A 25,762-nucleotide genomic window follows, 5' to 3' on the forward strand; every position below is an offset into this window, starting at 1 on the left:
CGATCTCCCCGCTTCGCGTTTGCATTGTCTTGCGCATCGCCGTCGGGAAACGGCCATTCACGCGTGTCAAATTCTGACGCTTCTCAATCTCAACGCATTCGAGATTACCGACGCCGAGCTCAGGCTCATTGCCAGCGCCGCGATCATCGGCGACAGCAGCCAACCGGTCAGCGGATAAAGCACGCCGGCCGCCAGTGGCACGCCCAACGCGTTGTAGACGAATGCCCACGCCAGATTTTGCTTCATGTTGCGCACCGTGGCTTCGGACAACGCTCGCGCCCGCGCGATGCCGCGCAGATCACCCTTTACGAGGGTCACCTGAGCACTGTGCATCGCGACATCCGTCCCGGTTCCCATCGCGATGCCGACATCGGCTTTCGCAAGTGCCGGCGCATCATTGATGCCGTCCCCGGCCATGCCAACGACCGCGCCTTCGTTCTGCAGTCTCGACACCAGCGCCAATTTATCGGCCGGCTTACTTTCACCATGGTATTCACCGATCTTGAGACGTTCTGCGGTGGCCTTGACGGTCGCAGTCCCGTCACCGCTCGCGACGACAACCCGGATGCCGGCTTCCTGCAGCGTGCCAAGTGCCTCAGGCGTAGTCTCCTTGATCGGATCGGAGACAGCTACCAAGCCGGCGAGCGCACCGTCCACTGCGAGGTACATGACGCTCGATCCCTGCTCGCGCAACGTGTCAGCGCGCGTGGCAAGCGGCCCAATATCGGCACCGATCTCATGCATCAGCGCGGCGTTGCCAAGTGCAAGTGGCGTCCCTGCAACCGACCCGCGCACGCCAAGTCCAGCGAGCGCCGTGAAGTCCGTCGCCGATTCGAGCGCCAGCTTGCGCTCCACCGCAGCCGTGACGAGCGTGGCGGCCAGCGGGTGTTCGCTGCCCTGATCCAGACTCGCCGCCAAACGCAGCACCTCGTTGTCGGCAAAGCCGTTCGCGGCGAGCGCCTCCGAGAACGCCGGCCGCCCCATGGTCAGCGTCCCGGTTTTGTCGACGACGAGGGTATCCACCTTCCGCAGATGTTCGATTGCGGCCGCGTCACGGAACAGCACGCCGTTCAATGCCCCCTTGCCGTTCGCCACCATGATCGACATCGGTGTGGCGAGGCCCATCGCGCATGGGCACGCGATGATCAGCACCGCGACAGCGTTAATCAGTCCAAACACCCAGCCGGGCTGCGGCCCCCACAGTCCCCACGCGACGAACGTTGTCAGCGCAATCGCGATCACCGCCACCACGAACACACCGGCCACCTTGTCGGCCATGCGCTGCATGGGCGCCTTGGAACGCTGTGCGTGCGCGACAAGTTCGACGATTTGTGCCAGGACCGTTTGCGATCCCACTTTTTCCGCGCGGATGACGAAACTGCCTGACGTATTCAGCGTCGCGCCGATCACGTGATCGCCCAAATGCTTCGGCACTGGCATCGCCTCGCCGGTGATCATAGCCTCGTCGATTGTGCTGGCGCCAACTACGACGACGCCATCGACCGGGACTTTCTCACCGGGTCGCACCCGCAAGCAATCATCCGGACGAACATCGGTCAGCGGCACATCCTCTTCCGTTCCGTCCACCATGATTCGGCGAGCCGTCTTGGGTGCAAGTTCGAGCAATGATCGAATCGCGGCCGATGTCTGCGCGCGTGCCCGCAGTTCGAGAATCTGGCCGAGTAGCGTCAGCGACAGAATCACCGCCGCGGCCTCGAAATACACCCCCACCCTGCCGTCTACGACGAAAGTCTGCGGGAAGGCATCCGGCACGGCAGTCGCCACGACGCTGTAGATGAACGCCGCACCGGTGCCGAGTCCGATCAGCGTCCACATGTTCGGACTACGCTGGAGCAATGACTGCACGAAGCGCGCAAAGATCGGCAGGCCGGCCCACAGCACGACCGGCGCGGACAACGCCAGTTCCACCCAGTTCTGCATCAATGGAAATGCTCCGCCGATCCGGTGGCCGAACATGGCGATCAGGAAGGCAGCGACGGAAAACGGCAAGGTCCGCCAGAATCGACGGCGGAAATCGACCAGTTCCGGGTTTACTTCGTCGCTCGTGTCCGGTATCAGTGCCTCGAGTGCCATCCCGCACTTCGGGCAGTGGCCGGGATGATCCTGGCGGATTTCGGGATGCATCGGGCAGGTATAAACCGTGCCGTCCGGCGCTTTGCTCGGCATATCCTCTCCAGTCGAGTCGACGTATCGCGCCGGATTCGCTTTGAATTTCCGCAGGCACGATTCGCTGCAGAAACTGTATGCGTGGCCCATGTGACGAGTCTGGTACGGAGTATCCGCCGTTACGGTCATTCCGCACACTGGATCCTTCAGTGATGAAGTGTTCGCACCGTTTCGAGCGTCATCAACCCGTTTGGCTTGACCGGATGCGCTGGGTTCTGCGGTGCTGCGATGCACGCAAGAGGCGTGGTCGTCGTGCTGCTTGTCCATTCGATCTTGCTCCTTCAACGAATACGGTTGAACCGATTCGGCAACGCCTCGCGGGCACCATTGCCACGGCGCGGGATCAGCAGTTTGTCCGGTCCCGTTGTGGTGCGGCTTTAGTTACACGATCGACGTCGCCCCGGTGGGAAGGTCAAGCCGGTCGCCTGATACACACGTGCAGTTAAATCTCTTCGCAGTCGATTCACTACTTTCCCCGTCGCAGAAACTGCTCTCGCACGACTGGCGATTCCGTCGTCCGCCGTCGCGGCACAACAATTGTGTCGTCGATGAATCCCCATTTTGTCGGCGGAACCCTGCGCTAATGGGACGCCGGGATACTCTCTGGCGCCCCCGCGGATTCAGATCTAGCCAGGCTGCTTCACGTAACGAAGGTAAGGTTTCAGGGTTTTGAAACCCAGCGGATACTTCTTCTTCGCATCGTCGTCCGACACCGAGGTCGGGATGATGACGTCGTCGCCGGGCGTCCAGTTCACCGGCGTCGCGACCGTGTGCTTCGCGTTGAGTTGCAGCGCATCGAGCAGGCGCAGCACCTCGTCGAAATTACGGCCCGCGCTCATCGGGTAGACCAGCATCGCCTTCACTTTCTTGTCGGGCCCGATGATGAACACCGAGCGTACGGTCGCGTTGTCGACCGCGGTGCGCGGCCCGCCGCTCGCATTCGGGTGAATCATGTCGTACAGTTTTGCGACCACCAGATTGTCGTCGCCGATCATTGGATAGTTGATCGCGTGCCCTTGCGTCTCCTCGATGTCTTTCACCCATTTCTGGTGATCGCTGACGGGGTCGACGGAGAGCCCGATGATCTTCGTGTTGCGCTGATCGAATTCCGGCTTAAGCCCGGCCATGTAGCCGAGCTCCGTTGTGCATACCGGCGTGAAGTCCTTCGGATGGGAAAACAGGATTGCCCAGTGATCGCCGATCCACTCGTGAAAGCGGATCGTGCCCTCGGTACTCTCGGCGGTGAAATCGGGTGCTTCGTCTCCAATGCGAATAGCCATCTTGTGCCTCCATACGGAAAGTGAATCAAGAAACGACTGCCACGCTCACCGTGGCCGCCTTCGTACGCGTCAACATCGGCCACAGGTCTCGATCATTCGGGTTCGCACAGCCGACGCCTCCACGGGGCCAGCGCAAGCTTGTTACCACCTCAACGGATTCAGGAGTACGCTCCAATGGTCGAGGCGAGGAACGAACATCGGTACACGGCGCGCATACTCTTTCCAGACCGGACCGAACCGTCCAGACATTTCGCGCTCCTCCTTGCGAGCGAGACGCACATACGCGAACACGATCGCCGGAAACAGGGCGAGTGTCGCGACCGTCGGCCAGTGAACGACCTGACCGAACACGGCGAGCATGATGCCCACGTACTGAGGATGTCGTATTGCGCTGTACAGCCCGTCGTCCGCGAGTTGGTCATCGCGCCGCGCCAGATAGACCTCTCGCCAGCCAAAAGCGAGCATGGCCAGACCGAGCACAACGAAGACGCCCCCGATCAGCATTTCGAGTATCGCGCCCATTTCGCCATAGCCGAGCAGTGTTGCCCACAAGTGCCCCGTGAACGACGTACGCGGGATATCGAGACCGAAGAATCCAGACAGCAGATAGATCGTGAGCGGAAATCCGTACATCTCTGCGTACAGGGCGATGATGAAGGCTTGGACGAGTCCCGCGCCCGTCCATTCTCGCCAGCGTTTCGGTGCCGCGAATCGGTAGAGGATCCAGCTGGCTGCGACGATCATGATCGCAACCAGCCCCCAATGGCCGTAGTGCGCAGCGAAGCCAGCCTCATCATCCATGTCCTTTCTCCTTGCCATCGCCTCGACCCGGGTGCTTCACGGGACGCAATGCGCCGGCAAATACCATCCGTCACTACAATCGCCGTTCAAGTTCCCTACGGAGCAGCCTTTCCGATGGACGGCCATAGCAAACGGCGTCACCGTCGATCAACACACCCGGCGGAAAATAGATGCCGCCCTGGATGGCAAGTGCTTCGCCCTCCGCCGACTGGAAGGCAATTGTTTCGACGGCCAACGGATACTCGGCCGCGAGGCGGTCGAGTATCGCGATAGCATCGACGCAGAACACACAATCGTCCTGCGTCAGCACGGTGATTCGTAGCGTTCTCATCCGCACCTCATCCAGGGATTCGCATGCCTTGCCGCATGTCGGCGATCAGATTCGGGACCGGCAGGTACATCGTATAGTCGGGGGCGCCACCGTAATCCGCGCGCCACCGAATACGACCGTCAGGACCGACCAGAACGAACGAATGTCCGTCACGGCTTCGTCCCATCATGCCGTAGTCGTTCGCGTGATATGCCGACGACACTGCGAGATCAGGATCAGACAACACCGGATAGGACAGCGACATGTCCTTTGCCACGCGCCTCATCACGTCGACTGGATCCGACGCGATGGTGACGACGGAATCGACGCCGAGCGCGCGGAGCTGATCGGAATGGGTGGCGAGGTCTTTCGCCTGGTCCCAGCAAGGCTGACACGTCACGCCCTCCTGGAAATACAACAACACGGATTTGCCTCGCATGCCGCTCAGGTCGAAGACATTACCGTCGGTGCTCATCAATCGAATCGGCGGGGCGAGTTGACCCGGGCCCGGATCGCCTACCTGAAACCGGTACTTGCCCGCGAGCTGCCCGAATGCCCCCCCACGCCCCGCTTCCTGTTGTGCGTGGATCCAAAAGATCGCGGCCACCAATGCGACCAAAACAGCCAGGCCAGCCGACAGCACAAGCACGCGCCGTGAAGCTGCTTGCCCGTCAGAGAATGGTTGTATCTGCTTCATGATCTCCTCCATCTGCGTGATGCTTCGTTGACGGCGTGTTGTGTTGCTTTTCGGTGAGCGCCTGACCGTGCCACTGCGCGTGCGCGCGTACGGCCAGCGCGCCGACCGCGATGACGAGACCGAGTGCGGCGAGCCAGTTCGGTACCCAGGAAAGCGCGGTCGTGACGATCCGCCCCAGATGCTGCAACCTCACCGACAGCATCAGCGCCCAATGGCTCGGCGTGGGCATCGACTGATCCGCGAATGCGATCCACACCGTCGCTGCTCCCATCACGGCAAGAAGCAGCCCGCTTGCGAGCGCAGACGCCGATAACGTGCGTTGGATCGGGCCGAGCCGCCATGTGATCCGGCGTGCGCGAAACAACCCGCTCGATCGCCAGTCGACCCGGTCCCACAACAGCGACACAATGAATAACGGCGCTACCATGCCGAACACGTACGCGCTGCCGAGACCAATCGCGATCGCAATCGACGGCGCGACGCTCGACAGCGCGATCACCCCGGCGAGCACCGGCGCGCAGCATGAGCTGGCCACACCCGAAAACATCCCGAGCGAGTAGACGCCAAGCGGCCCGGCGGGCGTCGCCGCGCGCCGGCCTGGCATCGGCAGTTGCAGCTTTCCGCCCAGCAACGTGAATACCGCCATGCCGATCATCACGAGTCCGCCGGCGAGATACACGAACAGATGCCGAGTAACGAAGAGTTGCCGCAGCGCGACCGCGCCCATCACCAATGGCAGGATGATGGTCGCGATCCCAGCTGCGAACACGAAGCTCATTGCAACCAGCTTGCGGCGATTCTGAAACGAGCTTGCGAAATACGCGGGCAGCATCACCGAAATGCAGCACGGCGCAAACAGCGCGATCATGCCGGCAATGAAAGCCGCGATGACCGACCCGCCAAAGAAAATGCTGGTTTCCATCGTGTCGTCCTGTGGCCGGCTCGCGCCAGCGATACGTTGGATCGTTGCACCGCCTGCTTGTCATTCATCCGATAGGCGGTGCCCGCCACGGAAGCCGTGCTGCGATTGCATCAAGCGCGTATTTGCGACGCATGGCTTCCACCGTTCACACTCAGTGCTTTCCGTGCGATTCGTTCGACGACAGACGTTCCTTGTTCGCGTTGTCGGAAGACGCAGGCCGGTCGCTGTGCGAGTTCATGCCCTTCATCATGAAGAACATCGACAACGGACAGATCAGGAACAGGAGGAACGGTCCAGCGCTCACGACGAGCGCGCGAAACTGCGGCAACGCAAAATAGGCGGCTGCCAGGACGGCGAGCATGATGCCGCCGATGACCAGCATGTTCTTCGTGCATTTCATGATGTGACTCCTTGAGATTCAGAATTCGGGAAGCTTGGCGTCAGTCGGACGCGTTGCTATTTCGACGGTGAGGTTTGGACCTTGTCGGCGTACTTGAGCATGATGTCGCCCATCGCCTTCATCATTTCGCCGTGCATCTGCATCGCGAGTTTCTCGTTGCCCGGCGGCAATTGGCCCATCATCGGGCAACCTTGCATCATGGCGCCGCCTTTCATATGCCCGCCCATCATCGAGCCGCCCATCATGGATTGATCCATGGTCGATCGAGACGATGCCGACGAAGAATGCGAGTCGGCGGCGATGCTCAGACCGCTACCGGCGAGTAGCGTGATCACGAGCAACGGCATGACGAAAATGCGTTTGGTGTTCATGGTGTGTTCCTCCTGTCAAAGGCGTATTGGTGCACTCCTGACCAGCTCGCGATCCTTACGAAATTGGTCGAATCGACGAGGAATGGCGAGTGCGATCGAACCGCGACGGCGGTTTCCGATCAGGGAACAGCAGGAGTTAGAGTGCTTGCGGCGGGCGCTGAGGCAGTTCTGGAATGAACTGGGATGCCGACGGTACGTTACGGAGTGCGTACGTGGAGGAAGACGTCACAGGGACAGTGACGATCGTCGCCGACGGTATCGCCAGCATGGTACAGGATGCCGTGCCCGCGCTGGTTTGACAGACGGGTTGATGATGCTGACCGCCGTCCGGCGCCGTGGCATGCACGCTGGGCATCGCGTTCAACATGTGTGCCGTACCGGCCGGAGAAGTCGAGACGGGCGACGCGCTGTGCTGACAAAGCAGTGCCGGCGTGGAGAAGCCCGCAATGGGCAGCCACGCAATCAGGAACATCAGCACCAGTTTGACCATCCACCTCACGGTCGCCCCCTTGGGTCTTCGCCTAGCACGTAAAGATTCGTCCCAGCATCGTCAGCCCTGTGAATCCAAGCCGCCGATTGTTGCCGACGACGCTACAGATTGATGAGCGAGTCGGCGAATCTCCTGACCACTGTCAATCGACTCGAGAATCGGACAAGCGGGTCGGTCATCACCGGCGCAATGACTGGCCAGATGGTCGAGCGCGCTACGCATCTCGAGCAACTCCGCGATCCGCGTATCAAGCTCGGCGATCTGCAACGAAGCAATTTTCTTGACTTCGGCACTCGCGCGATCGCGCTCTTGCCAGAGCGCGAGCAAGTGCCGGATTTGCTCGATCGGAAAGCCCAGTGTGCGCGCTTGATGAATGAACCGCAGCACCTGGACATCGTCTGCACCATAGATTCGATACCCGCCAACCGTGCGCCCTGCCGCCGGCACCAGATTGATGCTCTCGTAGTAGCGGATCATTTTCGGGGTAACCCCCGACGCGCTCGCGGCTTGTCCGATATTCATGGTGTACCTCGATATCGCCGAATCTATGTTCCGCTACGCCGCGCGTGATCTTTGCAAACGGCCGCACGCAGGACCTCTCACATCTTGATTCGACTCTAGGCGATACAACGGCGGGAATGTCAAGGTTTTTTGAGGGGCGAGCGAAGAAAAATCCTCGGATAAATACTCTTGACATTCCGTTCGTGGCAATGCGCATAATTCGGGCCATCGCTTTCAACTGCCCGGCCCACCGTTCAGATACCATGCGCCGCCCTGTCAAACGAGCACTCGTCGCCATTGCCGTGATGTTCACGCTGATTTTCAGTCAGTTGTGGATTTCGGCGTACGCGTGTACGACAGTCACGGGTGACGCACGGGGCACATCGTCGATGGTTTCGGCGATCCCAGCCAACAGCCACGGCGATCTCCAGGATCATCACGTCGGTGTGACATGCCACGCGCACTGCGACAACAGCGCGCAACCGGATCACGCCGATCAACCTGTCCCGGCGCCACTCGTGTGGCTGCCCTTGATCTGGGGACACTCGAGCATTCTGACACTCGCGCTGCAGCCGGATCGGCCGGCGCATGTCGAGCCCCTCCTCGTGTCGGCGCCCCCGCCATCACGCATCCTCTTCCAGGTATTCCGCACTTAATCCCGGTCGACTGATCGTGGCCGTGCCCGCACATGCTGGCATGTGTCCGCGCTCGCACGCACCATCGCGCTTCCAGCCCTGCTAGCGCACGTGTTGACGCATGACGTCGATGCGCGGTGCGTTCGCGCGCCCGCGCTTCCGTCGTTCAATCGTTCCTCGGACGCAAGGGCTGTCGCAGCCGGAAGCGGCTTGCAGGTATCGGCGAGCGCTGAGCCCCTTTTTCGTGAATGTGCCATTGCACGTCACAGAATTTCGTCAATTTCAAGGAAGTTAATCATGAGCAAGTTTTCGCTGTTGAATCGCGCCACCATTGCCGTGGTGCTCGTTGCGCTGTCCGCCACCGCTTTTGCAGGTGGAGGCGGCGGCTCGCGTGGTCCGGGGCCGTATCCGTATGCGTCAACCGGAACAACCACCGCAACGCTAAGAGACGGTTTCAAAAAGGCCCCGTGGGGCTGTTAACTTTCGCGGTGAGCTGTTAACCTCAGGCATCGGAACAACCGAGACTGAGGAGATGGCCAAGCCGATCATCGACGATGAATTGTGGACACTGATCGAGCCGTTACTGCCGCCACCCAAGCCGCGGCGCGAGAAGAACCCGGGCCGCCTGCCTGTTTCGAATCGCGCCGCGCTGACCGGCATCCTGTTCGTTCTCAAGACCGGACTACGCTGGCGCGACCTGCCGGCCGAGATGGGATGCGGCTCGGGCGTGACATGTTGGCGCCGGCTGCGCGATTGGCAAGCAGCCGGTGTCTGGGATCGCTTGCACGAGCTACTGCTCGCAAAGCTGCGCGCAGCGGACCAGATCGACTTCTCACGAGCCGCCGTCGATTCATCATCGATTCGCGCCGTTGGGGCAGGCCAAAAACTGGGCCAAACCCCACCGATCGCGCGCGACCCGGTTCCAAGCACCACATCGTCACCGACGCCAACGGTACGCCGCTCGCCGCGATCCTGACCGGCGCGAACGTCAACGACGTCACGCAATTGCTGCCGCTGATCGACGCGATTCCGCCGATCCGCGGATTGCGTGGCCACCCATTGCAGCGGCCGCGTGTGGTCTACGCGGATCGCGGTTACGACTCCGAGCGACATCGGCGCGCGTTGCGCGATCGCGGTATCGAGCCAGTGATCGCCAAGCGCCGTACCGAACATGGCAGCGGCCTTGGCAAATATCGCTGGGTCGTCGAACGCACGCATGCCTGGCTGCATCACTTCCGTCGTCTCCGTATTCGTTTCGAGCGCCGTGCAGACATTCACGGCGCGTTCCTCAAACTCGGTTGCTGTCTGATCTGCTGGAATACCCTTCGGCGGGCCGATCAGTCTTTATGAAACCGTCTCTAACCCAATCGAGCACCGCTGATGCCGCTCCGAGTGCCCAAGGCAAGACCCGTGCGGACGTTCGCGGTGAATTGTTGCAGGCCGAAGAAGCAGGGATGCTCCCCGTGCTCAAAAACGATTATCCGATCAGTGCGACGGCGATCGAACGCAACCGTATCCGGTTTCAGCAGATCCAGCATGCGTGGGGGACGAGCGGGTTGACCACAGCGCAATAGTCGTGCCGCGATAGGTCGGGAAGCGGCCATCCGCTCCGGAGTATGACGCCGCCGGTACACCGGCGGCGCCATACAACTGAAATGATGACCAGATCCCTGACGGGCGTGCATGCGAAAACCATACCTCGATGTCGTCGTCCAAGGCGCTCGACATCGAACCAAGTTCCCAGGAGTTCAAGATGAACCGCTTTTCCTTCATCAATCGTGCCGCTTTTGCAGTCCTGATGGCATCCGTATCGGTATCTGTGATCGCTGGCGGCGGTGGGCCGCGTGGCCAGGACTATACGCAGCATCCGTCCAACGCGGTGACGATCGCATCGTCAGTTCCACTGGAGCAAGTTTCCACGACGGCCGTACGGACCGAGACCCGATTGCCACTCCCCGTCGGCATCAGCGCGCAGGGCAAGACGCGCACCGAGGTCTACGCAGAACTCGTGCAGGCTGAACGTGCCGGATTCGTCCCAAGCGGAAATGCCGACTACCCGCCCGGGCCGGTGACGATTGAACGCAACCTGATGCGATTCAAGATCGCAGAAAGCTGGTGGCAGTCAACGAATCAAGTCACCACGGCAGGAAAGTAAGCACCACGACGGCTTCGCCGCCCTCGCCACACGATAGCCGCCTTTGTGTGGCGAGCGATCGGCGCACCCGTTCAATGGCCAGCCGGTCGCGAGCAGTCACGATCAAGGTATTTGAGAACCGCAGGTTACCGACGCCACTCCAACTTGAGTCAGGCGCGGAATTACGGAGTGTGTGATGAACGACGAACAACTCGTCAGGGTCGATACGTCTCGCCGACGCTGGCTGGTCGCCACAACGACCGCGAGTGGAATCGGGATGGTGGCCGCCACCGTCCCCTTTCTGGAATCGCTGGCGCCGTCGGAAAAGACCAAAGGGCTGGGTGCACCGGTCGACGTCGACATCGCGGGGCTCAAGCCGGGAGAAAGCCTCACCGCCGCATGGCGCGGCAAGCCCGTGTTCGTCGTGAACCGAACGGATGGGATGCTGGCCACAGTTGTTTCGTCCGATTCCCAGGTCGCCGATCCTGCTACCCGGCATCCCTTTTCGATGCCTCTGCCGAGCTACTGCCGAAACGAATATCGTTCCAGAGCGGAGCGCAAGAATATCCTGGTGCTCATTGGCGTCTGTACGCACCTCGGGTGTACACCCACCGCACGATTTCAACCGGGCCCGCAGGCTAATTTGCCCAACGACTGGCCCGGCGGTTTCCTCTGCCCCTGTCACGGCTCGACTTACGACCTGGCCGGGCGCGTATTCAAGAACAAACCCGCACCCCAAAATCTCGACGTGCCGAAATTCATGTTTCCGTCGTCGATCCACCTCGTCATCGGTCGGGACGAAAGTGGCGACGCATGACGGCGCTGCCTCTGTCTGACAGCGCGTGGCGTTTGCCTCAGGGTTTTGTCGGCAGTTCGGGAGGGTTCGCCGAACATTTTCCTGAAGTCACCATCTGCCGCTCGCCACCGATCCCGTCCAGGATCGGGCACGTCGGCCGCTCGTCCCCCGCACAATGGCGCGCGAGGTGCGCAAGCTTATCTCGCATCTCGACTAATTCCGCGATGCGTGCATCGAGATCGGCGATATGTTGCACCGCGATAGCCTTGACCTCTGCACTTGCGCGCCCCCGATCCTGCCACAGCGAAAGCAGTTGCCGAATCTGTTCGATTGGGAAGCCGAGCGTGCGCGCCTGGTGGATGAAGCGCAGCACCTGGACGTCGTCTTCCCGATAGATACGGTATCCGCTGTCGGTACGCCCGGCGGTTCCAACAAGCCCGATACTCTCGTAATAGCGAATCATCTTCGCGGACACACCTGCAGCCGCCGCGGCTTGCCCAATGTTCATGACTCTCCCAACAAATCAAAGGAATACGAGGCGTCGTCCCGTTCCGCGATGACGCGGTGCATCCGACCCCGCGCACGTCCGAGATCATTCAGCTTACTATATGCCTTCCAACAAAAGGAAGGATGGCGCGAACAGTTTCCGGCGGTCAGTCCGTCGAAATTTGGCGCCGGTATGTCTACGATTCTTTCGAAACGGCCATGCCATGTCAGACCTTCCAATGGCATCCGAATAGGGTCCGCCCCGCAGTGACCGCGACGACTGACGTCGCCTATACTGGATTCCATGAAATTCCTGTCTCGCCTTGTCGCCATCGTGCTGATCGCATGGTTGCCGATTCTCGGCTACCCGGCGACGGGCTCGGCTTGCCCGGCCATGTTCCCGGTATCCGATATCCAGGCCCGACACGCGTGCAATGCGCAGCCATGCAAGATGGTGCATGACACGAAAACGCACATCGCAGACGCCAGCGCCGCATGTCGCACGACGATGGGCGGACTGTCCTGCGGAATAGTTTTCATGGCATCCGTGCCGCTGACGTTTCAACCCGTTGCCGCGCCCAGCCCCTACGCACCCAGGAACAGTGTACTGATCACCCAGTACGCGCCGGAGCCGCTCCAGCGCCCTCCTCGAGCAGCCTGATTCCTCGCGGTTCCATCCCGCCCCCCGGGTACGCTCGTCCATGTCGCCGTGAAAATGCCTTCTGTGCCGTAACGCGCGCGTTCAAGCGCAACTTGGCATGAGTTCGAGGCACAGGGCGCATTCGTCAGCATCCCAACTAGCTTGCCCAGTGCGGCTTGCATGAACCGAATTCAATGGTTGCGGTGTCGATGCCCGTCGCCCCAGCATGGCAACCCGTTGCAGCAGATACGCGATATGAAACGCAATCAACCTGATCGAACACCACCAACGCAGTCTCGCCGCAGCGCGACAAGCCGCATTGACCGCAATCGTCGGCGCATCCTGTTCTGGGTCGTGCCGACCTTCCTGGCGGCAGGCGCATCATCGATACTCTTCGAGGTCGTTACGTCGAGACGCCCGGGTGTTCGAGCCAGTGCGCCGGCTTCGACTTCGGCAACGCGTGAATCCAACTGGCGTGTCGGCATGTTAAGGCCCAACGGATTGCGCATTGTCCCGAGCGGGCGCCACGACGCGTCACGCGTGCTCGCGCCCGAGCAATTCGCGGATCCCGAAACGCGCCATGCGTATTGGGTGGCCACGCAAATCCCCGCGACCCTCAATCAACTGTATTGCTGGTGCGGTTGCGAAAACACCGGCGAACATCGCTCGAACCTCCAGTGCTTCGAGGACAAGATGGCCGTTTCCTGCCCGGTTTGCCGCGGCACGGCGGAGATTGCGTTCGACATGAAGCGCAAAGGGATCACCGACGCGGGACGCATCCAAGCGGCGGTCGATGCGAAATGGGCACCAAAGGGATAGTCGGAATGCCTCGCGCGCGGCCCACGACATGCCTGCGCGACCCGTACATTGATGCACGCATCCTGTCACGGAGATGAACGATGACGACGATCGACCGCATCACGCGCCGTACGCTATTGCGAGCGTCGCTCGCATCCACTGTGATTGCCGTCGGCCCCCGGCCGCTTGCGACGCTTCTACAGCCGAATGCGCGTGCCGCCGGCACGCCTTTCATCCCCGATGTGTCGATCGAACTGCATGCGCGGCCGGATCGGCTGAACCTGTTGCGCGGCCCCGCAACAGGCGTATGGCGTTATGACGGAAAAGTCACGCACGGCGATCCACACGCCTTGTGGTTCGTCTCCGACGGCTACGCGCCAGTTGTGCACGTACGCCGGACACAGAAAGTGCGAATCGAATTCGTCAATGACCTGCCTGAACCAACGATTGTCCACTGGCACGGCTTGCTCGTGCCCGCATCGATGGACGGGCACCCGCGCGATGCGATCGCCACGAAACAGCGCTACGTGTACGAATTCGACGTCCTGAATCGCGCAGGGACGTACTGGTTTCACGCACATCCGGATGGCCGCACCGGTGCGCAGATCTATCACGGCCAGGCGGGCCTTCTGATCGTCGATGACGAGGAAGATGCCGCCCTTCCCCTGCCCCGCGGCAGCTACGACGTGCCGTTGATGATTCAGGACCGCACATTTGACGACGACAACCAGCTTGTCTATCTGTCGCAGCAATCCGGTGGAATGATGGGTGGTCGCGGGATGATGGGCAACCGGGGCATGATGGGCGGTGGAATGATGGGCCGCGGCATGATGAACGGCGGGCAAGGCGGCATGGCCGACATGATGGTGCAGATGATGGGTTTCCTCGGCGACCGGATTCTCGTCAACGGCCGGCCCGACTACGTGCTACCGGTCGCCACACGGGCCTACCGGTTGCGTTTCCTGAACGCATCGAATAGCCGCATCTACAAACTCGCTTGGCACGACGGTTCTCCGCTGACCGTCATTGGAACCGATGGCGGCCTGCTCGACCGCCCGCTGCGGCGGTCCTATGTGACCCTGGCACCGGCCGAACGGCTTGACCTCTGGGTGGATTTCAGCGGCAAGCCGATCGGCACTGTCCTGACGCTGCAGAGCCAAACGTTCTCCGGCGACGTCGCCATGGGGGGAATGATGACGCGTACCCGGCTGCCGCTGGGTGCACGCTTTCCGGTCCTGACCGTCAAGGTTGTTCGCCGCGAACACACGAACGACGGCTTGCCCGCTACGCTGGCGCGAGTTCCCGTCGCTCACCCGCGTGACGCGATCAACTTCATGCAGCCGCGCGCGTTCGGCATCACGATGGGCATGATGACGTGGGGCATCGACGGCCGACGATTCGAGATGGACGGCGTAGCGCCGGCGGAAACCGTCAAGGCCGGCACGACCGAAATTTGGGAATTCCGCAACGACGAATCGATGATGCTGATGGCGCACGCGATGCACGTGCACGGCGTGCAGTTCCGCGTGCTCGACCGCGTGGTCGATGCGGAGTTCGCCGGCGCGCGCCACACGCTGTCGGATGGCTATGTCGATGACGGATGGAAGGACACCGTGTTCATGATGCCCGGCGAACGCGTGCGTCTGCTTGTTTATTTCGGAGAACGCACTGGCATGTACCTGTACCACTGCCACATGCTCGAGCACGAGGACTCGGGATTGATGCGCAACTATCTGGTCGAGCGATAGCGGAACGCTTCGCCTGCAGGGCTCGGCTCAAAGCAACGCCATAGGAGGTCAATCGTGAGGATCACCCGCCGCACATTCATTTCGGTCGCCGCCGGACTTGCCTCGGTGGCGACGTTCGGCCGGCACGCGCAGGCGGATGCCGGCGTCGTGCAGGAAAGCGACGCGAATGCCGTCGCGCTCGGCTACAAGACGGACGCGAGCAAGGTCGACAGGACGAAATTTCCAAAGTTTCAGGCTGGACAAGCGTGTGCGAGCTGCCAGTTCTTTCAGGGCAAGACCGGCGACACCGCGGCACCGTGCACGGTGTTTGGCGGCAAGCGGGTCAGCGCGAAAGGCTGGTGTAGCGCCTACATGAAGCGAGCCTGATCGCTCAAAACCACCGGGAGCAGACCATGGAAACACAATGCGTTGTCGCGATCGTTCGACCAGAAACGCTCGATGCGATCGAGAAAGAGATCCACTCGATTGATACACACGGCGTCACGATCACTAAAGTAAAGGGCTTCGGCGCACACCTGAATCCCTATGCCAAACATTGGGAAACCGAACACCTGAAAATCGAGATCTTCACGCGAGCATCGGACGCCGACGCGCTCATCGAGGCCATCATGCGAGTGACGCACGTCGGCGCGCCCGGCGACGGTGTCGTTGCGGTCATCCCGGTCACCGGTTTCTACAGCATCCATACGATGAAACCGGTGGTTCCTTGACCAGAAAGAGGTTGCAAACCATGGTCGATTTTTACCGCGACATCAGGACGTTATCCGCGACCATGCGCAGCACGTCGTCTCGTCGGCCGTGAAACTCCGGCTTCGGATCTCGACGCCGCGCCCTCACGGCGGTGAAAATCGTGCCGACGGGACGCCGGTTGCGACACGGGCGCCGGTCAGCGCCTGGAGCGGCTCATCGGTTCCATCGTCGCAGATGCGCGAGAAACGTATCGGCGCTGACGAATCCAACCAGTTGCGCGTCGGGCGCCAGCCGGCCTTCCTTGCCGTAGAAAATCAGTGCCGGCGGCCCGAACAATCCGAAGCGCCGCAGCATCGCAGTGTCTTCCGCGGTGTTGCGCGTCACGTCGATACGTAGCAGCGTCCAGTGCATGAATTCGTCGATCACGCGCGAATCACGTAAGCGGCTCGGCGCGACCAGTTCCATATTCGCGCGCGCATGGGGCATGATGTGAGAGCTTGGGGAGTTCCGTGAGGATCACGTGAGATCGTGCCCACGATCGTGGATCATGGGCACGATCTATCTGGATCTATGAAGCAGTCAGGCAGTGCCATGCGAGCTGACCGACGTCAGCTTGTCGACCACATTCCAAGGCAGCAGTTCGTCGACGCGGGTGATGACGTGATCAGCGATGTGGGTCAAGACGTATTCCAGATAGGCGCGCGGGTTGATGCCATTGAGTTTGCACGCACCAATCAAGCTGTACATCGCGGCGGCCCGCTCACCCCCGCTGTCGGAACCAGCGAACAGGAAGTTCTTTCTCCCGAGGCTCACGCAACGCAGGGCGTTTTCTGCCAACGCGTTGCTGATCTCGGCTTGCCCATCCTCGCAGAACAGCGTCAGCGCAGTCCAGTGATTCAGCGAGTACTGGATCGCGCCGGCCAGCTCCGACTTGCGCGACAGCGTCGCGAGCTTGGCCCGGATTCTCGTTTCGAAGGCGTCCAGCAGCGGCTTGCTTTTCTCACGCCGCACGCGCTGCCGTTCATCGGGCGGCTTGCCGCGGATGTCGGTTTCAATGCCGTAGAACTCGCCGATCATCTCGAGCAGTTTCTGGGTCTCGTCCGTCGGTGTGCTCGCGTGGATCTCGTAGTACTTTCTCCGCGCGTGGTCCCAACAAGCAGCCTCGCGGATCTTGCCACTTACGTACAACTCGTCGAAGCCGCCGTAGGCATCGGCTTGCAGGATGCCTTCGAATCCGGCGAGATGCGTCTGAGGATGGATGCCTTTGCGATCGCACGAGTACGCGAACCACACCGCAGCCGGCTCCGTCGAGCCCGAACGGCTGTCGTCGCGCACGTACACCCAGAGTCGCCCGGTCTTCGTCTTCTTGTTGCCTGGCGCGAGCACGGGGATCGGCGTGTCGTCCGCGTGCAACTTCGTGCCCGCCATCGTATACCGGCGCAGCGCGTCGGTCAGCGGGCGGCAGAGCGCCTCACACTGTCCGACCCAGCGACCCATGCTGGCGCGGTCAAGCGTCACCCCGTCGCGCGCCGCAATTTCCGATTGTCGGTACAGCGGCGCATGATCTGCGTACTTCGACACCAGAATGTCGGCAAGCAAGCTCGGATGCGCGATACTGCGCTCGATCGGCAGTCCCGGCATCGGTGGCTGCGCGATGTGGCCGCAGGCCGGACAGACCGTCTTGTGCCGGATCGTGCGGATCACCTTGAACATCGCCGCAACACGGGCGAGCTGTTCCGAGACGTCCTCGCCGAGGCACTGCATAGCACCTTCACACTTGGGGCAGATCGAATCCGGTTTGAGCACGCGATCTTCTCGCGTAAGGTGCGGTGGCAGCGGCTCACGTACGGCCGGATCGCTGCTAGTCGTGGACCTTTCTCGTCGGACCTTTGTGTGCTGAACGTCGGCGACACCGCTGCCTGCGGCCAAATCCTCAAGCCGGAGCTCAAGCTTCTCGATCTCTCGGGCAAGTTGTTCCGACTTGCGGCCGAAGTGCATTCGCTTGAGCTTGTCGATCAGGAGCTTCAACCGTGTGATCTCGAGATCGCTTGCGGCGATGTCGCGGCGCAGCTGTTCGATCTCGAGTTCCCGTTCGATGGCCGACGCGCGAGCCTCAGCCAGCATGGCCTTCAGTGCAGCGACATCGTCGGGCAGATCGTCGAGATTCGGCATGCGCCGGAGTTTACGAGCCTCCCGAGCGGTTTACAACACCTACAGCATCGACAGAGGTGCCGTACGGCGGGGCTGCCGCCAATCGATGCCTTCGAGAAGCATCGACAACTGCGCGACCGTGAGCGAGATCTTGCCGCCATCGGCTTGCGGCCAGATGAAGCGGCCGCGTTCCAATCGCTTCGACAGCAGCCAGAGCCCGTCGTCGGTGGCCCAAAGCAGCTTCACGAGATCGCCTCGACGTCCGCGGAAGATGAACACATGGCCGCACAACGGATTCTCCTCGAGCGTCGCCTGTACCTTCGTGGCAAGCCCCTGGAAGCCGCAGCGCATGTCCGTGACGCCCGCAGCAAGCCAGATGCGGGTGCCGGCCGGCAATGTGATCACTTCAGGCATTCCTGCAGGAACGCTTCGGCCCGCTCAGCAGACAGGCCGCGAATCTTCACGCGCCGCTTGCCGATCTCCACCTCGATCTCGCACACGGGCGTCGGCATCGGTACGCCGCTTGTCACCTTCGACGTCGCGTTTCCCGTAGGCTGCGGCGCTGGCAGCATCAACACCGAATCGATCACGTCAACGCTCAGCAACTCCGTGCCTGTCATGGCCGACGGCGCAGCTTCGAGTCCCGGCAGTTCCAGCTTGCCTTCCCGATATTGCTTGCGCCACCCGAACACGACGTTGGCGTTGATGTCGTGCCGCCGCGCGACGATCGACACCGACATGCCTGGTTCCAACGTTTCCCTGATCACTTGCTGTTTGAATGCCCGCGCATACGTGCGATGGGCCGGGCGCGCTGCATTCGGCATAGCTGACCGTCTCCGTCAATCTAAACGCGACTATCATGCGCCAGCAAAATCAGCATCGGGAAACGGTCGGGCCGAGTCGCTTACCGAATCACTGAACGTGAAGCGTTCGAGCTCTTTGCACGTGATGCACCAGTCGGCATAGAAATCGATCATCATGGGCCGACCGCGCGCGTCCGCGAGCGCGCGGTCCAGTTCGGCATTCGAGCGTATCGATTCGAAGCGCGCGCTCGCCTGGGTTGGCCTGCTCGCTGGAACAGACATCTGCATGAAGCCGCCCAGTGGCCGTAACGCATCGAAGTGGCCTGATGCGACGCCGACTAGCTCTGCGACGCCCACTACCAACAGCAACACACCGAGAGCCTTACCGATCCGCTGGATGCCGTGCGCGTTCGGCGGCAACGGATCGATCCCCCGCAGCGTCATGCCCGCGCTCGCGAACAGCATCGCGAGCACCATCATCAACAGCCAATCAGGCAACAGCGAATAGACAAACCAGAGCGCCGCGGCCAACAGCATGAATCCAAGCGTATGCTGCACGGGGATCATCCAACGGCCGGCTTTCGGCAATACGTGCGAGCCAAACGTGCCGAACGCGAGCAACGGCAGCCCCATGCCGATCGCCATTGCGTAAAGCGCCGCCGCACCACCGATCAGGTCGCGACTGTTCGCGATATAGAGCAGCGCACCCGCGAGCACCGGCGTGGAGCACGGACCGACGATCAGCGCGGACAGCATGCCCATCACGAACACGGGGCCCGCGCGCCCGCCCGGCAGCCGGCGGCTCCAGTTCGCGAAGCGGGTCTGCCAGTTGACGGGCATCTGCAGCCGGAACACGCCGAACATGCCGAGCGCAAATACGACCATCAGCGCACCGAACGCGGCCAGCACCCAGCTCCGCTGCGTCAATGCGACGAGCGGCATACCCGCGAGCGCCGCGACGGTGCCGGCACCGGCGTAGGTGAGCGCGAGTCCCTGCACGTAGACGAACGATAGTCTGAAGCCGCGCCACAGCGAAGCCGGTCGCGCGCCCGCGCCGATAACGGCTGCAACGATCGGAATCAGCGGATACATGCAGACCGTGGCCGCCATCAGCAGACCGCCAAGCAGAAAACCGGCGATTTCGGGCAGGCTGATTCCGTTTGCCGGACGCAGATGGATTCCGAACACCGAGAGTGTCGAATGACTTCTCGAGCCGCCGGTCTGAGCAGCAGCCGCCCCGGCATCATCGCCGGTGGCCACACGCGTCACCGTTCCATCTGTGGCAATCCGGAAGGTGCGCATCAATGGCGGATAGCAGACGCCCGCGTCCGCACATCCTTGCGAGGTGACCGACAACGTGACACTGCCTGCTGCGACGGCACGAGGCAGCGTAATGCGAAGATGTAGCGGCCGGTGGTATACCGTGACCATGCCAAACGTCGGATCCTTCTTGACCTCGCCCGGCGGCAGCGCGTCGGGCTTGACCGGCACACCGTCCGCCGCGAAGCTGAAGCGGTCTCGATAAAGGTAGTATCCCGGATGGGTATCGAAGTCGAGATCGACTTGCTGCGGCCCGCCGAGCGACACCTTCAGAGGAAAGGCACTCTCAGGCGGTAGAAGATCGGCCTCGCCGAGCGCGTGGGCGGCGAACGATGCCAGCATCAACAGCACGCCAAGCGCGATGCGCAGCACGAGCGCATGCGCCCAGCGTCCACCGAACGCCCTCGCCGTGGAATGCCATGTGTGCACTGCCGCCTCCATTCAGAGACGCCGCATGCGGGACCGGCCATCGATGGCCGGCCCGCAGGCACGGCTTTACCCCATCAAGACGATTGCTTCACCATTTTCACGATGGTCAGGGTGCCGCCGACATCCTCGACGCGCACCTTGACCTTGTCACCCTGGTGAGCCTGCTTGACCATCGCGGCGTCCTTGGCCTTGTACGCCATCGTCATCGCGGCCATGCCGATATTGGCGAATTCGCCATGCTTGAGCGTGACCATGCCGGTTGCGGCATCGACCTTCATCACCTCCGCATCGGTCAGTGCCGACTCCGAGGCTTTCTTCGATGCGGACGGTTTCATCGACATCCCCTTGCCGGACATGTCGTCGCCGGCGAATGCCGACGATGCGAACGCGCCCATTGCACAAACTGCAGCGGCAGTAATGACAAATTTCTTCATTGAGCTTCTCCAGATTGGATTGAAGGCACCTTCGTGCCGGAAGGAACTGCTTGGTGAATTCCCGCCTGGTCCACCTTGCGCGCACGACGACGCTGCAACAGGAACCAGGCTGCCGGAATGACGAACATCGACAGCAGCGGCGCGGTGACCATACCGCCCACCATCGGCGCAGCGATACGCTGCATGACTTCAGAACCGGCGCCGTGCCCGATCATGATCGGCACAAGGCCGGACAGCACGACGGCAACAGTCATCGCCTTGGGTCGTACGCGCAGCACCGCCCCTTCACGAATCGCGTCGGCCAGCACGGCCTCCGTGAATGGCGCGCCGGCTTCGAGCCGACCGTTCAACGCACCCTTCAGGTACAGCAGCATCACGACGCCGAACTCTGCCGCGACGCCCGCCAGCGCGATGAAGCCGACCGAGGTGGCGACCGACACCGCGTGGCCCAGGCCCCAGATGAACCAGAGGCCGCCCACCAGTGCGAACGGCACGGTCGACATCAGCAGCAATGCGTCGGCCGCCGAATTGAACGTCAGGAACAGCAGCACGAAGATCACGACGAGCGTGACCGGAATGACGGTGCGCAACTTCGCCGCCGCCCGCTCCAGGTACTCGAACTGTCCGGACCATGCGATCGAATAGCCGGGCGGCAGCTTCACCTGCTGCGCGACGGCCTTCTGCATCGCCTGCACGGCCGATTCGAGGTCCGTATTGCGGATGTCGACGTACACATAGCCGGACAGCCGTGCGTTCTCGCTGCGGATCATCGGCGGCCCGTCGGCGATCGTGACATGCGCGACGTCGCCGAGCTGGATTTGCGCGCCCCGATCCGTGACGATCGGCAACTGCCGCAGCTTCTCGAGCGAATCGCGGACTTCGCGCGGATAACGGATATTGATCGGGAAGCGTTCGCGCCCGGCAATTACCTCGCCAACGTTCTCTCCCCCCACAGCCGACGACACGACGGACTGGATGTCCATGACGGATAGGCCGTATCGCGCGGCCGCAAGCCGATCGATGTCGACGTCGATGTACCGTCCACCGTTCAGACGCTCCGCCAGCGCGGACGTCACGCCCGGCACGTGCTTCACCGCAGCTTCGACCTGCGTCGCGATCGTGTCGATCTGCGTCAGGTCAGGTCCGGAAATCTTGACCCCGACGGGTGTCTTGATGCCGGTGGACAGCATGTCGAGCCGGTTGCGGATCGGCGGCACCCATACGTTCGACAGGCCCGGCACCTTGACGGTCCGGTCCAGCTCGTCGACCAGCTTCTCGGGTGTCATGCCGGGCCGCCATTGACTGCGAGGCTTGAACTGGATCGTCGTCTCGAACATCTCGAGCGGCGCCGGGTCCGTGGCCGTGTCGGCGCGGCCGGACTTACCGAACACGGTCGCGACCTCCGGCACTGTCTTGATGAGCCGGTCGGTCTGCTGCAGTAGTTCGGACGCCTTTTGAGCCGAAATGCCCGGCAGCGCGGTCGGCATGTACAGCAAGTCGCCCTCATCGAGCGGCGGCAGGAACTCGCCCCCTAGTCGCGACACCGGAATCGCCGTCAGGGCCAGTGCGACGACGGCAAAACCGATCGTCAACCATGGGCGACGCAGAGTCGCTTCGAGCAGTGGCCGGTACAGCCGGATCAGCACGCGGTTGATCGGGTTCGCGTTCTCATGCGGAATGCGGCCGCGGATCAGGTAGCCCATGAGCACCGGCACCAGCGTGACCGACAGCCCGGCTGCGGCCGCAATCGTATAGGTCTTCGTGAACGCCAGCGGCGAGAACAGCTTGCCCTCCTGCCCTTCGAGCGAGAAGACCGGGATGAACGACAGCGTGATGATCAGCAGCGAGAAGAACAGCGCCGGCCCGACTTCCGCCGCGGACGCGGCAATCAGTTCCCAGCGCTGCGCTGCGTTTATCGGCACGCGAGGATGGGCATGTTCGTAGGCCTCAAGATGCTTGTGCGCGTTCTCGATCATCACGATCGCCGCGTCGATCATCGCGCCGATCGCGATCGCGATACCGCCCAGCGACATCAGGTTCGCGTTCACGCCTTGGTAGCGCATCACGATGAATGCGGCCAACACACCGAGCGGCAGCGACAGGATTGCGACGAATGCGCTGCGCAGGTGGAACAGGAACACTGCGCATACCAACCCGACGACGATGAATTCCTCGATCAGCTTGTCCTTCAGGTTGTCCACCGCGCGTTCGATGAGTTGCGAGCGGTCGTACGTCGTGACGACTTCGACGCCGGGCGGCAGCGAGCGCTTCAGCTCGGCGAGCTTCGCTTTGACCGCGTCGATGGTCGTCAGGGCGTTCTTGCCGGAGCGCATCACGATGACCCCGCCCGCGACCTCGCCCTCGCCGTTCAATTCGGCGATGCCGCGGCGCATCTCCGGGCCGATCTGGATGCGCGCGACGTCGCCGAGCAGTACCGGGGTACCCGCTTCGTTCGTGCGCAGCACGACGTGGCGGAAGTCGTCGAGCGAGCGCAGATAGCCGGACGAGCGCACCATGTATTCCGACTCGGCGAGTTCGACGACCGAGCCGCCCGACGCCTGATTGGCCTTGCCGAGCGCGTCGGCCACCATCGACTGCGTGATGCCGTACGCGCGCAGCTTGTCCGGATCGAGCACGACCTGGTACTGGCGCACCATCCCGCCGATGCTGGCGACCTCAGACACGTCCGGCACGGCCTTCAGCTCGAACTTCAGGAACCAGTCGTTCAGCGCGCGCAGTTGCCCGAGATCGTGCTGTCCGGTCTTGTCGACGAGCGCGTACTCGTACACCCAACCGACACCGGTCGCATCTGGGCCGAGCGACACCGTCGCACCCTGCGGAAGGCGGCTTTGCACCTGATTTAAGTATTCCAGCACGCGCGAGCGCGCCCAATACTGATCGGTCTTGTCATCGAACAGCACGTAGACGAACGCATCCCCGAATGACGAATACGCGCGGATGGTCTTGGCGCCGGGCACGCCGAGCAGCGTGGTCGTCAACGGATAGGTCACCTGATCCTCGATCACCTGCGGTGCCTTGCCTGGATACGACGCCTTGATGATGACCTGCGTGTCCGACAGGTCGGGCAGCGCATCGAGCGGCGTCTCCTTGAGCGAGTAGACACCCCACGCCGCGACGAGGATGGTCACGAGCAGCACCATGAACCGGTTGCGAATGGACCACCGTATGAGATGCGCGATCATTGGACGCCTCCGGCCGGCTCAACCTTCGTCAGTTGGTAGCCGTCATCCGTCTGCTTGAAGGCGAAGTGCACGGCCTGGCCAACCTTCACGTCCGGAAAGGCGTTCGACGCCGGCTTGTTGAACGTCATCGTCATCGCGCCCCAACCAAGCGCGGGAACCGGCTGATGCGAGAACGTCATGTCGGCCGCAGTCACCTTTTCGACCCTGCCGGTGGTCTCGTAGGTTGGTGAAGCGGCTGCCGGCGCGGACGCCGCTGTCGCCGCACCGGCACCCTTCCCGCCCTCCAGCCGCGGCAGCACGGACTTCAGGCTGGCTTCCGAATCGATCAGGAACTGACCGGACGCGACGACGGTGTCGCCGTCGTTCAGGCCGCTCAGCACTTCGGTTTCGTTGCCGACGTCGTTGCCGACCGTCACCGACGCGGGCTGCAGACGGCCGTCGCTGTTTTTGACGATGACGATCGAACGCTTGCCGGTCGTGATGACCGCTTCGGACGGCACGAGCAACCGCGACACGGCCTTCTGGCCGCCGACGCGCACGCGCATCAGCATGCCGGGCGTCAGCTTGAGCGCACTGTTGTCGATTTCAAGGCGCGCCTGAAGCGTGCGGCTACTGGTGGTGATGCCCGGCAGGATCTCGCGGATACGCCCGGTGAAATGCTGCGTCGGATCGCCCGAGAACGTCGCGTCGACGGTCATGCCCGGACGCGCATCGAGCGCGAGCGCTTCCGGAATCTCGACGATCAGCCAGAGCTTCGAGAGGCCCGAAATCTTCGCGAGCGTCTGCCCCGGCGCGACCATCGCACCGTCGCGCACGTTCAGTTCGCTGACGACACCCGCTTCCGGCGATGCCAGCGTGAGGTGCGTTTGCGCCTTGCCGGTACGGTCGAGCGCCGCGATCATGCCGTCGGGAATCGACAGCGCGCGCATGCGCGCACGTGATGCATCGAGCAGACTATGATCCATCCCGCCGCGCTTGAGAGCGAGATATTCCTCCTGCGGCGCGAGCCAATCCGGCACGAATAGCGACGCGATCGGCGCGCCCTTCGCGACGCGTTGCATCGGCGCGCTGGCATACAGGTGATCGATGTAGCCGGTGACACGCGACTGAATGACGTCCGCTCTCGACTCGTCAAACTGCGTCGTGCCAACCGCATCGAAGCCACCGGCCGTATCCTGGCGACGGACGGTCGCGTAGCGTATGCCGAGATTCTGCTGCAAGCCCGGGTCAATCTTGATGCCGCTCGATCCGCCACCTTCGTCCGCGAAGACGGGTTCGAGCTGCATGTTCATGAAGGGCGATTTGCCCGGCTTGTCGAAGTGCTGGTTCGGCACCATCGGATCGTGCCAGTACAGTACTTTTCGGCCGGTTTTCGGGTCGATCTTGTCGCCCGCCGCGGACATCGATGGCGCGGCAGCGCTGGTCGGAAAGCCGTCGCCTGCGTGTCGAGTACCCGCAAAGTAGCCGGCGCCGAGCAGGGCCGCCCCGGCAAACAGCATCAACACTGCGCGCACGAGCGTGGTCTTCGTCATGTTG

At 62.2% G+C, this 25,762-nt stretch carries 29 protein-coding genes; 10 read left to right on the plus strand and 19 right to left on the minus strand.

The window, feature by feature from the left end:
* Nucleotides 1–66: 66 nt before the first annotated feature.
* The 10 genes from CFB47_RS38225 to cueR (CFB47_RS38265) form a co-directional block, all read right to left on the minus strand.
* Nucleotides 67–2,454, minus strand: a complete 2,388-nt coding sequence (locus CFB47_RS38225; protein WP_080289696.1) for a heavy metal translocating P-type ATPase — start codon at nucleotides 2,452–2,454, stop codon at nucleotides 67–69.
* A 359-nt stretch (nucleotides 2,455–2,813) separates the two neighbouring features.
* Nucleotides 2,814–3,467 (minus strand): peroxiredoxin, encoded by a 654-nt coding sequence (locus CFB47_RS38230; RefSeq protein ID WP_027810705.1) that lies wholly within the window; start codon nucleotides 3,465–3,467, stop codon nucleotides 2,814–2,816.
* A gap of 141 nt (nucleotides 3,468–3,608) precedes the next feature.
* Nucleotides 3,609–4,268 (minus strand): isoprenylcysteine carboxylmethyltransferase family protein, encoded by a 660-nt coding sequence (locus tag CFB47_RS38235; protein WP_027810706.1) that lies wholly within the window; start codon nucleotides 4,266–4,268, stop codon nucleotides 3,609–3,611.
* A gap of 73 nt (nucleotides 4,269–4,341) precedes the next feature.
* Entirely contained in the window at nucleotides 4,342–4,578 is a 237-nt protein-coding gene (locus tag CFB47_RS38240) for a thioredoxin family protein (RefSeq protein WP_223274314.1), read from the minus strand.
* Nucleotides 4,579–4,606: 28 nt separating this feature from the next.
* On the minus strand, nucleotides 4,607–5,275 hold the full coding sequence (locus CFB47_RS38245) for a peroxiredoxin (protein WP_159068964.1): 669 nt from the start codon (nucleotides 5,273–5,275) through the stop codon (nucleotides 4,607–4,609).
* Nucleotides 5,250–6,197 (minus strand): cytochrome c biogenesis CcdA family protein, encoded by a 948-nt coding sequence (locus CFB47_RS38250; RefSeq protein WP_046544059.1) that lies wholly within the window; start codon nucleotides 6,195–6,197, stop codon nucleotides 5,250–5,252. Before CFB47_RS38250 ends, CFB47_RS38245 begins: the two co-directional genes overlap by 26 nt.
* A gap of 151 nt (nucleotides 6,198–6,348) precedes the next feature.
* Complete coding sequence (locus tag CFB47_RS38255) at nucleotides 6,349–6,597, minus strand: DUF2933 domain-containing protein (protein WP_027810708.1); 249 nt, start codon at nucleotides 6,595–6,597, stop codon at nucleotides 6,349–6,351.
* Between the two features lie 56 nt (nucleotides 6,598–6,653).
* Nucleotides 6,654–6,968 (minus strand): hypothetical protein, encoded by a 315-nt coding sequence (locus tag CFB47_RS41965; protein ID WP_027810709.1) that lies wholly within the window; start codon nucleotides 6,966–6,968, stop codon nucleotides 6,654–6,656.
* Between the two features lie 136 nt (nucleotides 6,969–7,104).
* A complete protein-coding gene (locus CFB47_RS40970; RefSeq protein ID WP_143282321.1) occupies nucleotides 7,105–7,458 on the minus strand; it encodes a hypothetical protein in 354 nt (117 codons plus the stop codon).
* Nucleotides 7,459–7,518: 60 nt separating this feature from the next.
* Nucleotides 7,519–7,980 (minus strand): Cu(I)-responsive transcriptional regulator, encoded by a 462-nt coding sequence (gene cueR, locus CFB47_RS38265; protein WP_063777000.1) that lies wholly within the window; start codon nucleotides 7,978–7,980, stop codon nucleotides 7,519–7,521.
* A gap of 911 nt (nucleotides 7,981–8,891) precedes the next feature.
* Between cueR (CFB47_RS38265) and CFB47_RS40975 the strand changes: the two genes are divergently transcribed.
* The 5 genes from CFB47_RS40975 (at nucleotide 8,892) to petA (ending at nucleotide 11,545) form a co-directional block, all read left to right on the plus strand.
* Nucleotides 8,892–9,074, plus strand: a complete 183-nt coding sequence (locus CFB47_RS40975; RefSeq protein WP_143330922.1) for a hypothetical protein — start codon at nucleotides 8,892–8,894, stop codon at nucleotides 9,072–9,074.
* 52 nt (nucleotides 9,075–9,126) lie between these two features.
* Nucleotides 9,127–9,944, plus strand: a protein-coding gene (locus CFB47_RS38275; RefSeq protein ID WP_085954470.1) for an IS5-like element IS402 family transposase whose coding sequence is annotated in 2 segments (ribosomal slippage) — nucleotides 9,127–9,475 and nucleotides 9,475–9,944 — 819 coding nt in all. Because the reading frame shifts where the segments join, the coding sequence is not laid out codon by codon here.
* Complete coding sequence (locus CFB47_RS38280) at nucleotides 9,941–10,168, plus strand: DUF4148 domain-containing protein (RefSeq protein ID WP_080353693.1); 228 nt, start codon at nucleotides 9,941–9,943, stop codon at nucleotides 10,166–10,168. The genes CFB47_RS38275 and CFB47_RS38280 overlap by 4 nt, the downstream gene beginning before the upstream one ends.
* A 128-nt stretch (nucleotides 10,169–10,296) precedes the next feature.
* Nucleotides 10,297–10,749, plus strand: coding sequence for a DUF4148 domain-containing protein (locus tag CFB47_RS38285; protein WP_050068885.1), 453 nt, complete (start codon nucleotides 10,297–10,299; stop codon nucleotides 10,747–10,749).
* Nucleotides 10,750–10,924: 175 nt separating this feature from the next.
* Nucleotides 10,925–11,545, plus strand: a complete 621-nt coding sequence (petA, locus tag CFB47_RS38290) for a ubiquinol-cytochrome c reductase iron-sulfur subunit (protein WP_027810164.1) — start codon at nucleotides 10,925–10,927, stop codon at nucleotides 11,543–11,545.
* Between the two features lie 37 nt (nucleotides 11,546–11,582).
* Here petA and cueR (CFB47_RS38295) read toward each other — a convergent pair whose 3' ends face one another.
* Entirely contained in the window at nucleotides 11,583–12,032 is a 450-nt protein-coding gene (cueR, locus tag CFB47_RS38295; protein WP_027810165.1) for a Cu(I)-responsive transcriptional regulator, read from the minus strand.
* A gap of 282 nt (nucleotides 12,033–12,314) precedes the next feature.
* On the opposite strand from cueR (CFB47_RS38295), the gene CFB47_RS40980 reads away from it, so the two are divergent.
* The 5 genes from CFB47_RS40980 to CFB47_RS38315 all read left to right on the plus strand — a co-directional run bounded on the left by CFB47_RS40980 (nucleotide 12,315) and on the right by CFB47_RS38315 (nucleotide 15,906).
* Nucleotides 12,315–12,671, plus strand: coding sequence for a hypothetical protein (locus tag CFB47_RS40980; RefSeq protein ID WP_039362793.1), 357 nt, complete (start codon nucleotides 12,315–12,317; stop codon nucleotides 12,669–12,671).
* A gap of 234 nt (nucleotides 12,672–12,905) precedes the next feature.
* Nucleotides 12,906–13,469 carry a PCYCGC domain-containing protein gene (locus tag CFB47_RS41970; RefSeq protein ID WP_223274497.1) on the plus strand — a complete coding sequence of 188 codons (564 nt, stop codon included), beginning with the start codon at nucleotides 12,906–12,908 and terminating at the stop codon, nucleotides 13,467–13,469.
* 80 nt (nucleotides 13,470–13,549) lie between these two features.
* A complete protein-coding gene (locus CFB47_RS38305; protein WP_027810166.1) occupies nucleotides 13,550–15,196 on the plus strand; it encodes a multicopper oxidase family protein in 1,647 nt (548 codons plus the stop codon).
* Nucleotides 15,197–15,250: 54 nt separating this feature from the next.
* The gene (locus CFB47_RS38310; protein ID WP_027810167.1) at nucleotides 15,251–15,562 is read left to right on the plus strand and encodes a high-potential iron-sulfur protein; all 312 of its coding nucleotides are present in this window, start codon (nucleotides 15,251–15,253) and stop codon (nucleotides 15,560–15,562) included.
* Between the two features lie 26 nt (nucleotides 15,563–15,588).
* The gene (locus tag CFB47_RS38315) at nucleotides 15,589–15,906 is read left to right on the plus strand and encodes a P-II family nitrogen regulator (RefSeq protein ID WP_027810168.1); all 318 of its coding nucleotides are present in this window, start codon (nucleotides 15,589–15,591) and stop codon (nucleotides 15,904–15,906) included.
* Nucleotides 15,907–16,099: 193 nt separating this feature from the next.
* Here CFB47_RS38315 and CFB47_RS38320 read toward each other — a convergent pair whose 3' ends face one another.
* From CFB47_RS38320 to CFB47_RS38355, 8 genes are all read right to left on the minus strand, one after another.
* Entirely contained in the window at nucleotides 16,100–16,312 is a 213-nt protein-coding gene (locus CFB47_RS38320; RefSeq protein ID WP_223821135.1) for a hypothetical protein, read from the minus strand.
* Between the two features lie 153 nt (nucleotides 16,313–16,465).
* The gene (locus tag CFB47_RS38325) at nucleotides 16,466–18,058 is read right to left on the minus strand and encodes an IS66 family transposase (protein ID WP_027813733.1); all 1,593 of its coding nucleotides are present in this window, start codon (nucleotides 18,056–18,058) and stop codon (nucleotides 16,466–16,468) included.
* Between the two features lie 39 nt (nucleotides 18,059–18,097).
* Nucleotides 18,098–18,442: an IS66 family insertion sequence element accessory protein TnpB gene (tnpB, locus tag CFB47_RS38330; RefSeq protein ID WP_027813734.1), complete on the minus strand. Its 345-nt coding sequence runs from the start codon at nucleotides 18,440–18,442 to the stop codon at nucleotides 18,098–18,100.
* Nucleotides 18,439–18,861: a transposase gene (locus tag CFB47_RS41975; RefSeq protein ID WP_027813735.1), complete on the minus strand. Its 423-nt coding sequence runs from the start codon at nucleotides 18,859–18,861 to the stop codon at nucleotides 18,439–18,441. Before CFB47_RS41975 ends, tnpB begins: the two co-directional genes overlap by 4 nt.
* Before the next feature lie 33 nt (nucleotides 18,862–18,894).
* Nucleotides 18,895–20,601, minus strand: a complete 1,707-nt coding sequence (gene dsbD, locus CFB47_RS38340) for a protein-disulfide reductase DsbD (RefSeq protein ID WP_080353683.1) — start codon at nucleotides 20,599–20,601, stop codon at nucleotides 18,895–18,897.
* 62 nt (nucleotides 20,602–20,663) lie between these two features.
* Nucleotides 20,664–21,023: a copper-binding protein gene (locus tag CFB47_RS38345; protein ID WP_027810174.1), complete on the minus strand. Its 360-nt coding sequence runs from the start codon at nucleotides 21,021–21,023 to the stop codon at nucleotides 20,664–20,666.
* Nucleotides 21,020–24,226, minus strand: coding sequence for an efflux RND transporter permease subunit (locus CFB47_RS38350; RefSeq protein WP_027810173.1), 3,207 nt, complete (start codon nucleotides 24,224–24,226; stop codon nucleotides 21,020–21,022). Before CFB47_RS38350 ends, CFB47_RS38345 begins: the two co-directional genes overlap by 4 nt.
* On the minus strand, nucleotides 24,223–25,758 hold the full coding sequence (locus tag CFB47_RS38355) for an efflux RND transporter periplasmic adaptor subunit (RefSeq protein WP_027810172.1): 1,536 nt from the start codon (nucleotides 25,756–25,758) through the stop codon (nucleotides 24,223–24,225). The genes CFB47_RS38350 and CFB47_RS38355 overlap by 4 nt, the downstream gene beginning before the upstream one ends.
* Between the last annotated feature and the right edge of the window lie 4 nt (nucleotides 25,759–25,762).

Source organism: Burkholderia sp. AU27893 (genome assembly GCF_002223205.1).
Taxonomy (GTDB): domain Bacteria; phylum Pseudomonadota; class Gammaproteobacteria; order Burkholderiales; family Burkholderiaceae; genus Burkholderia.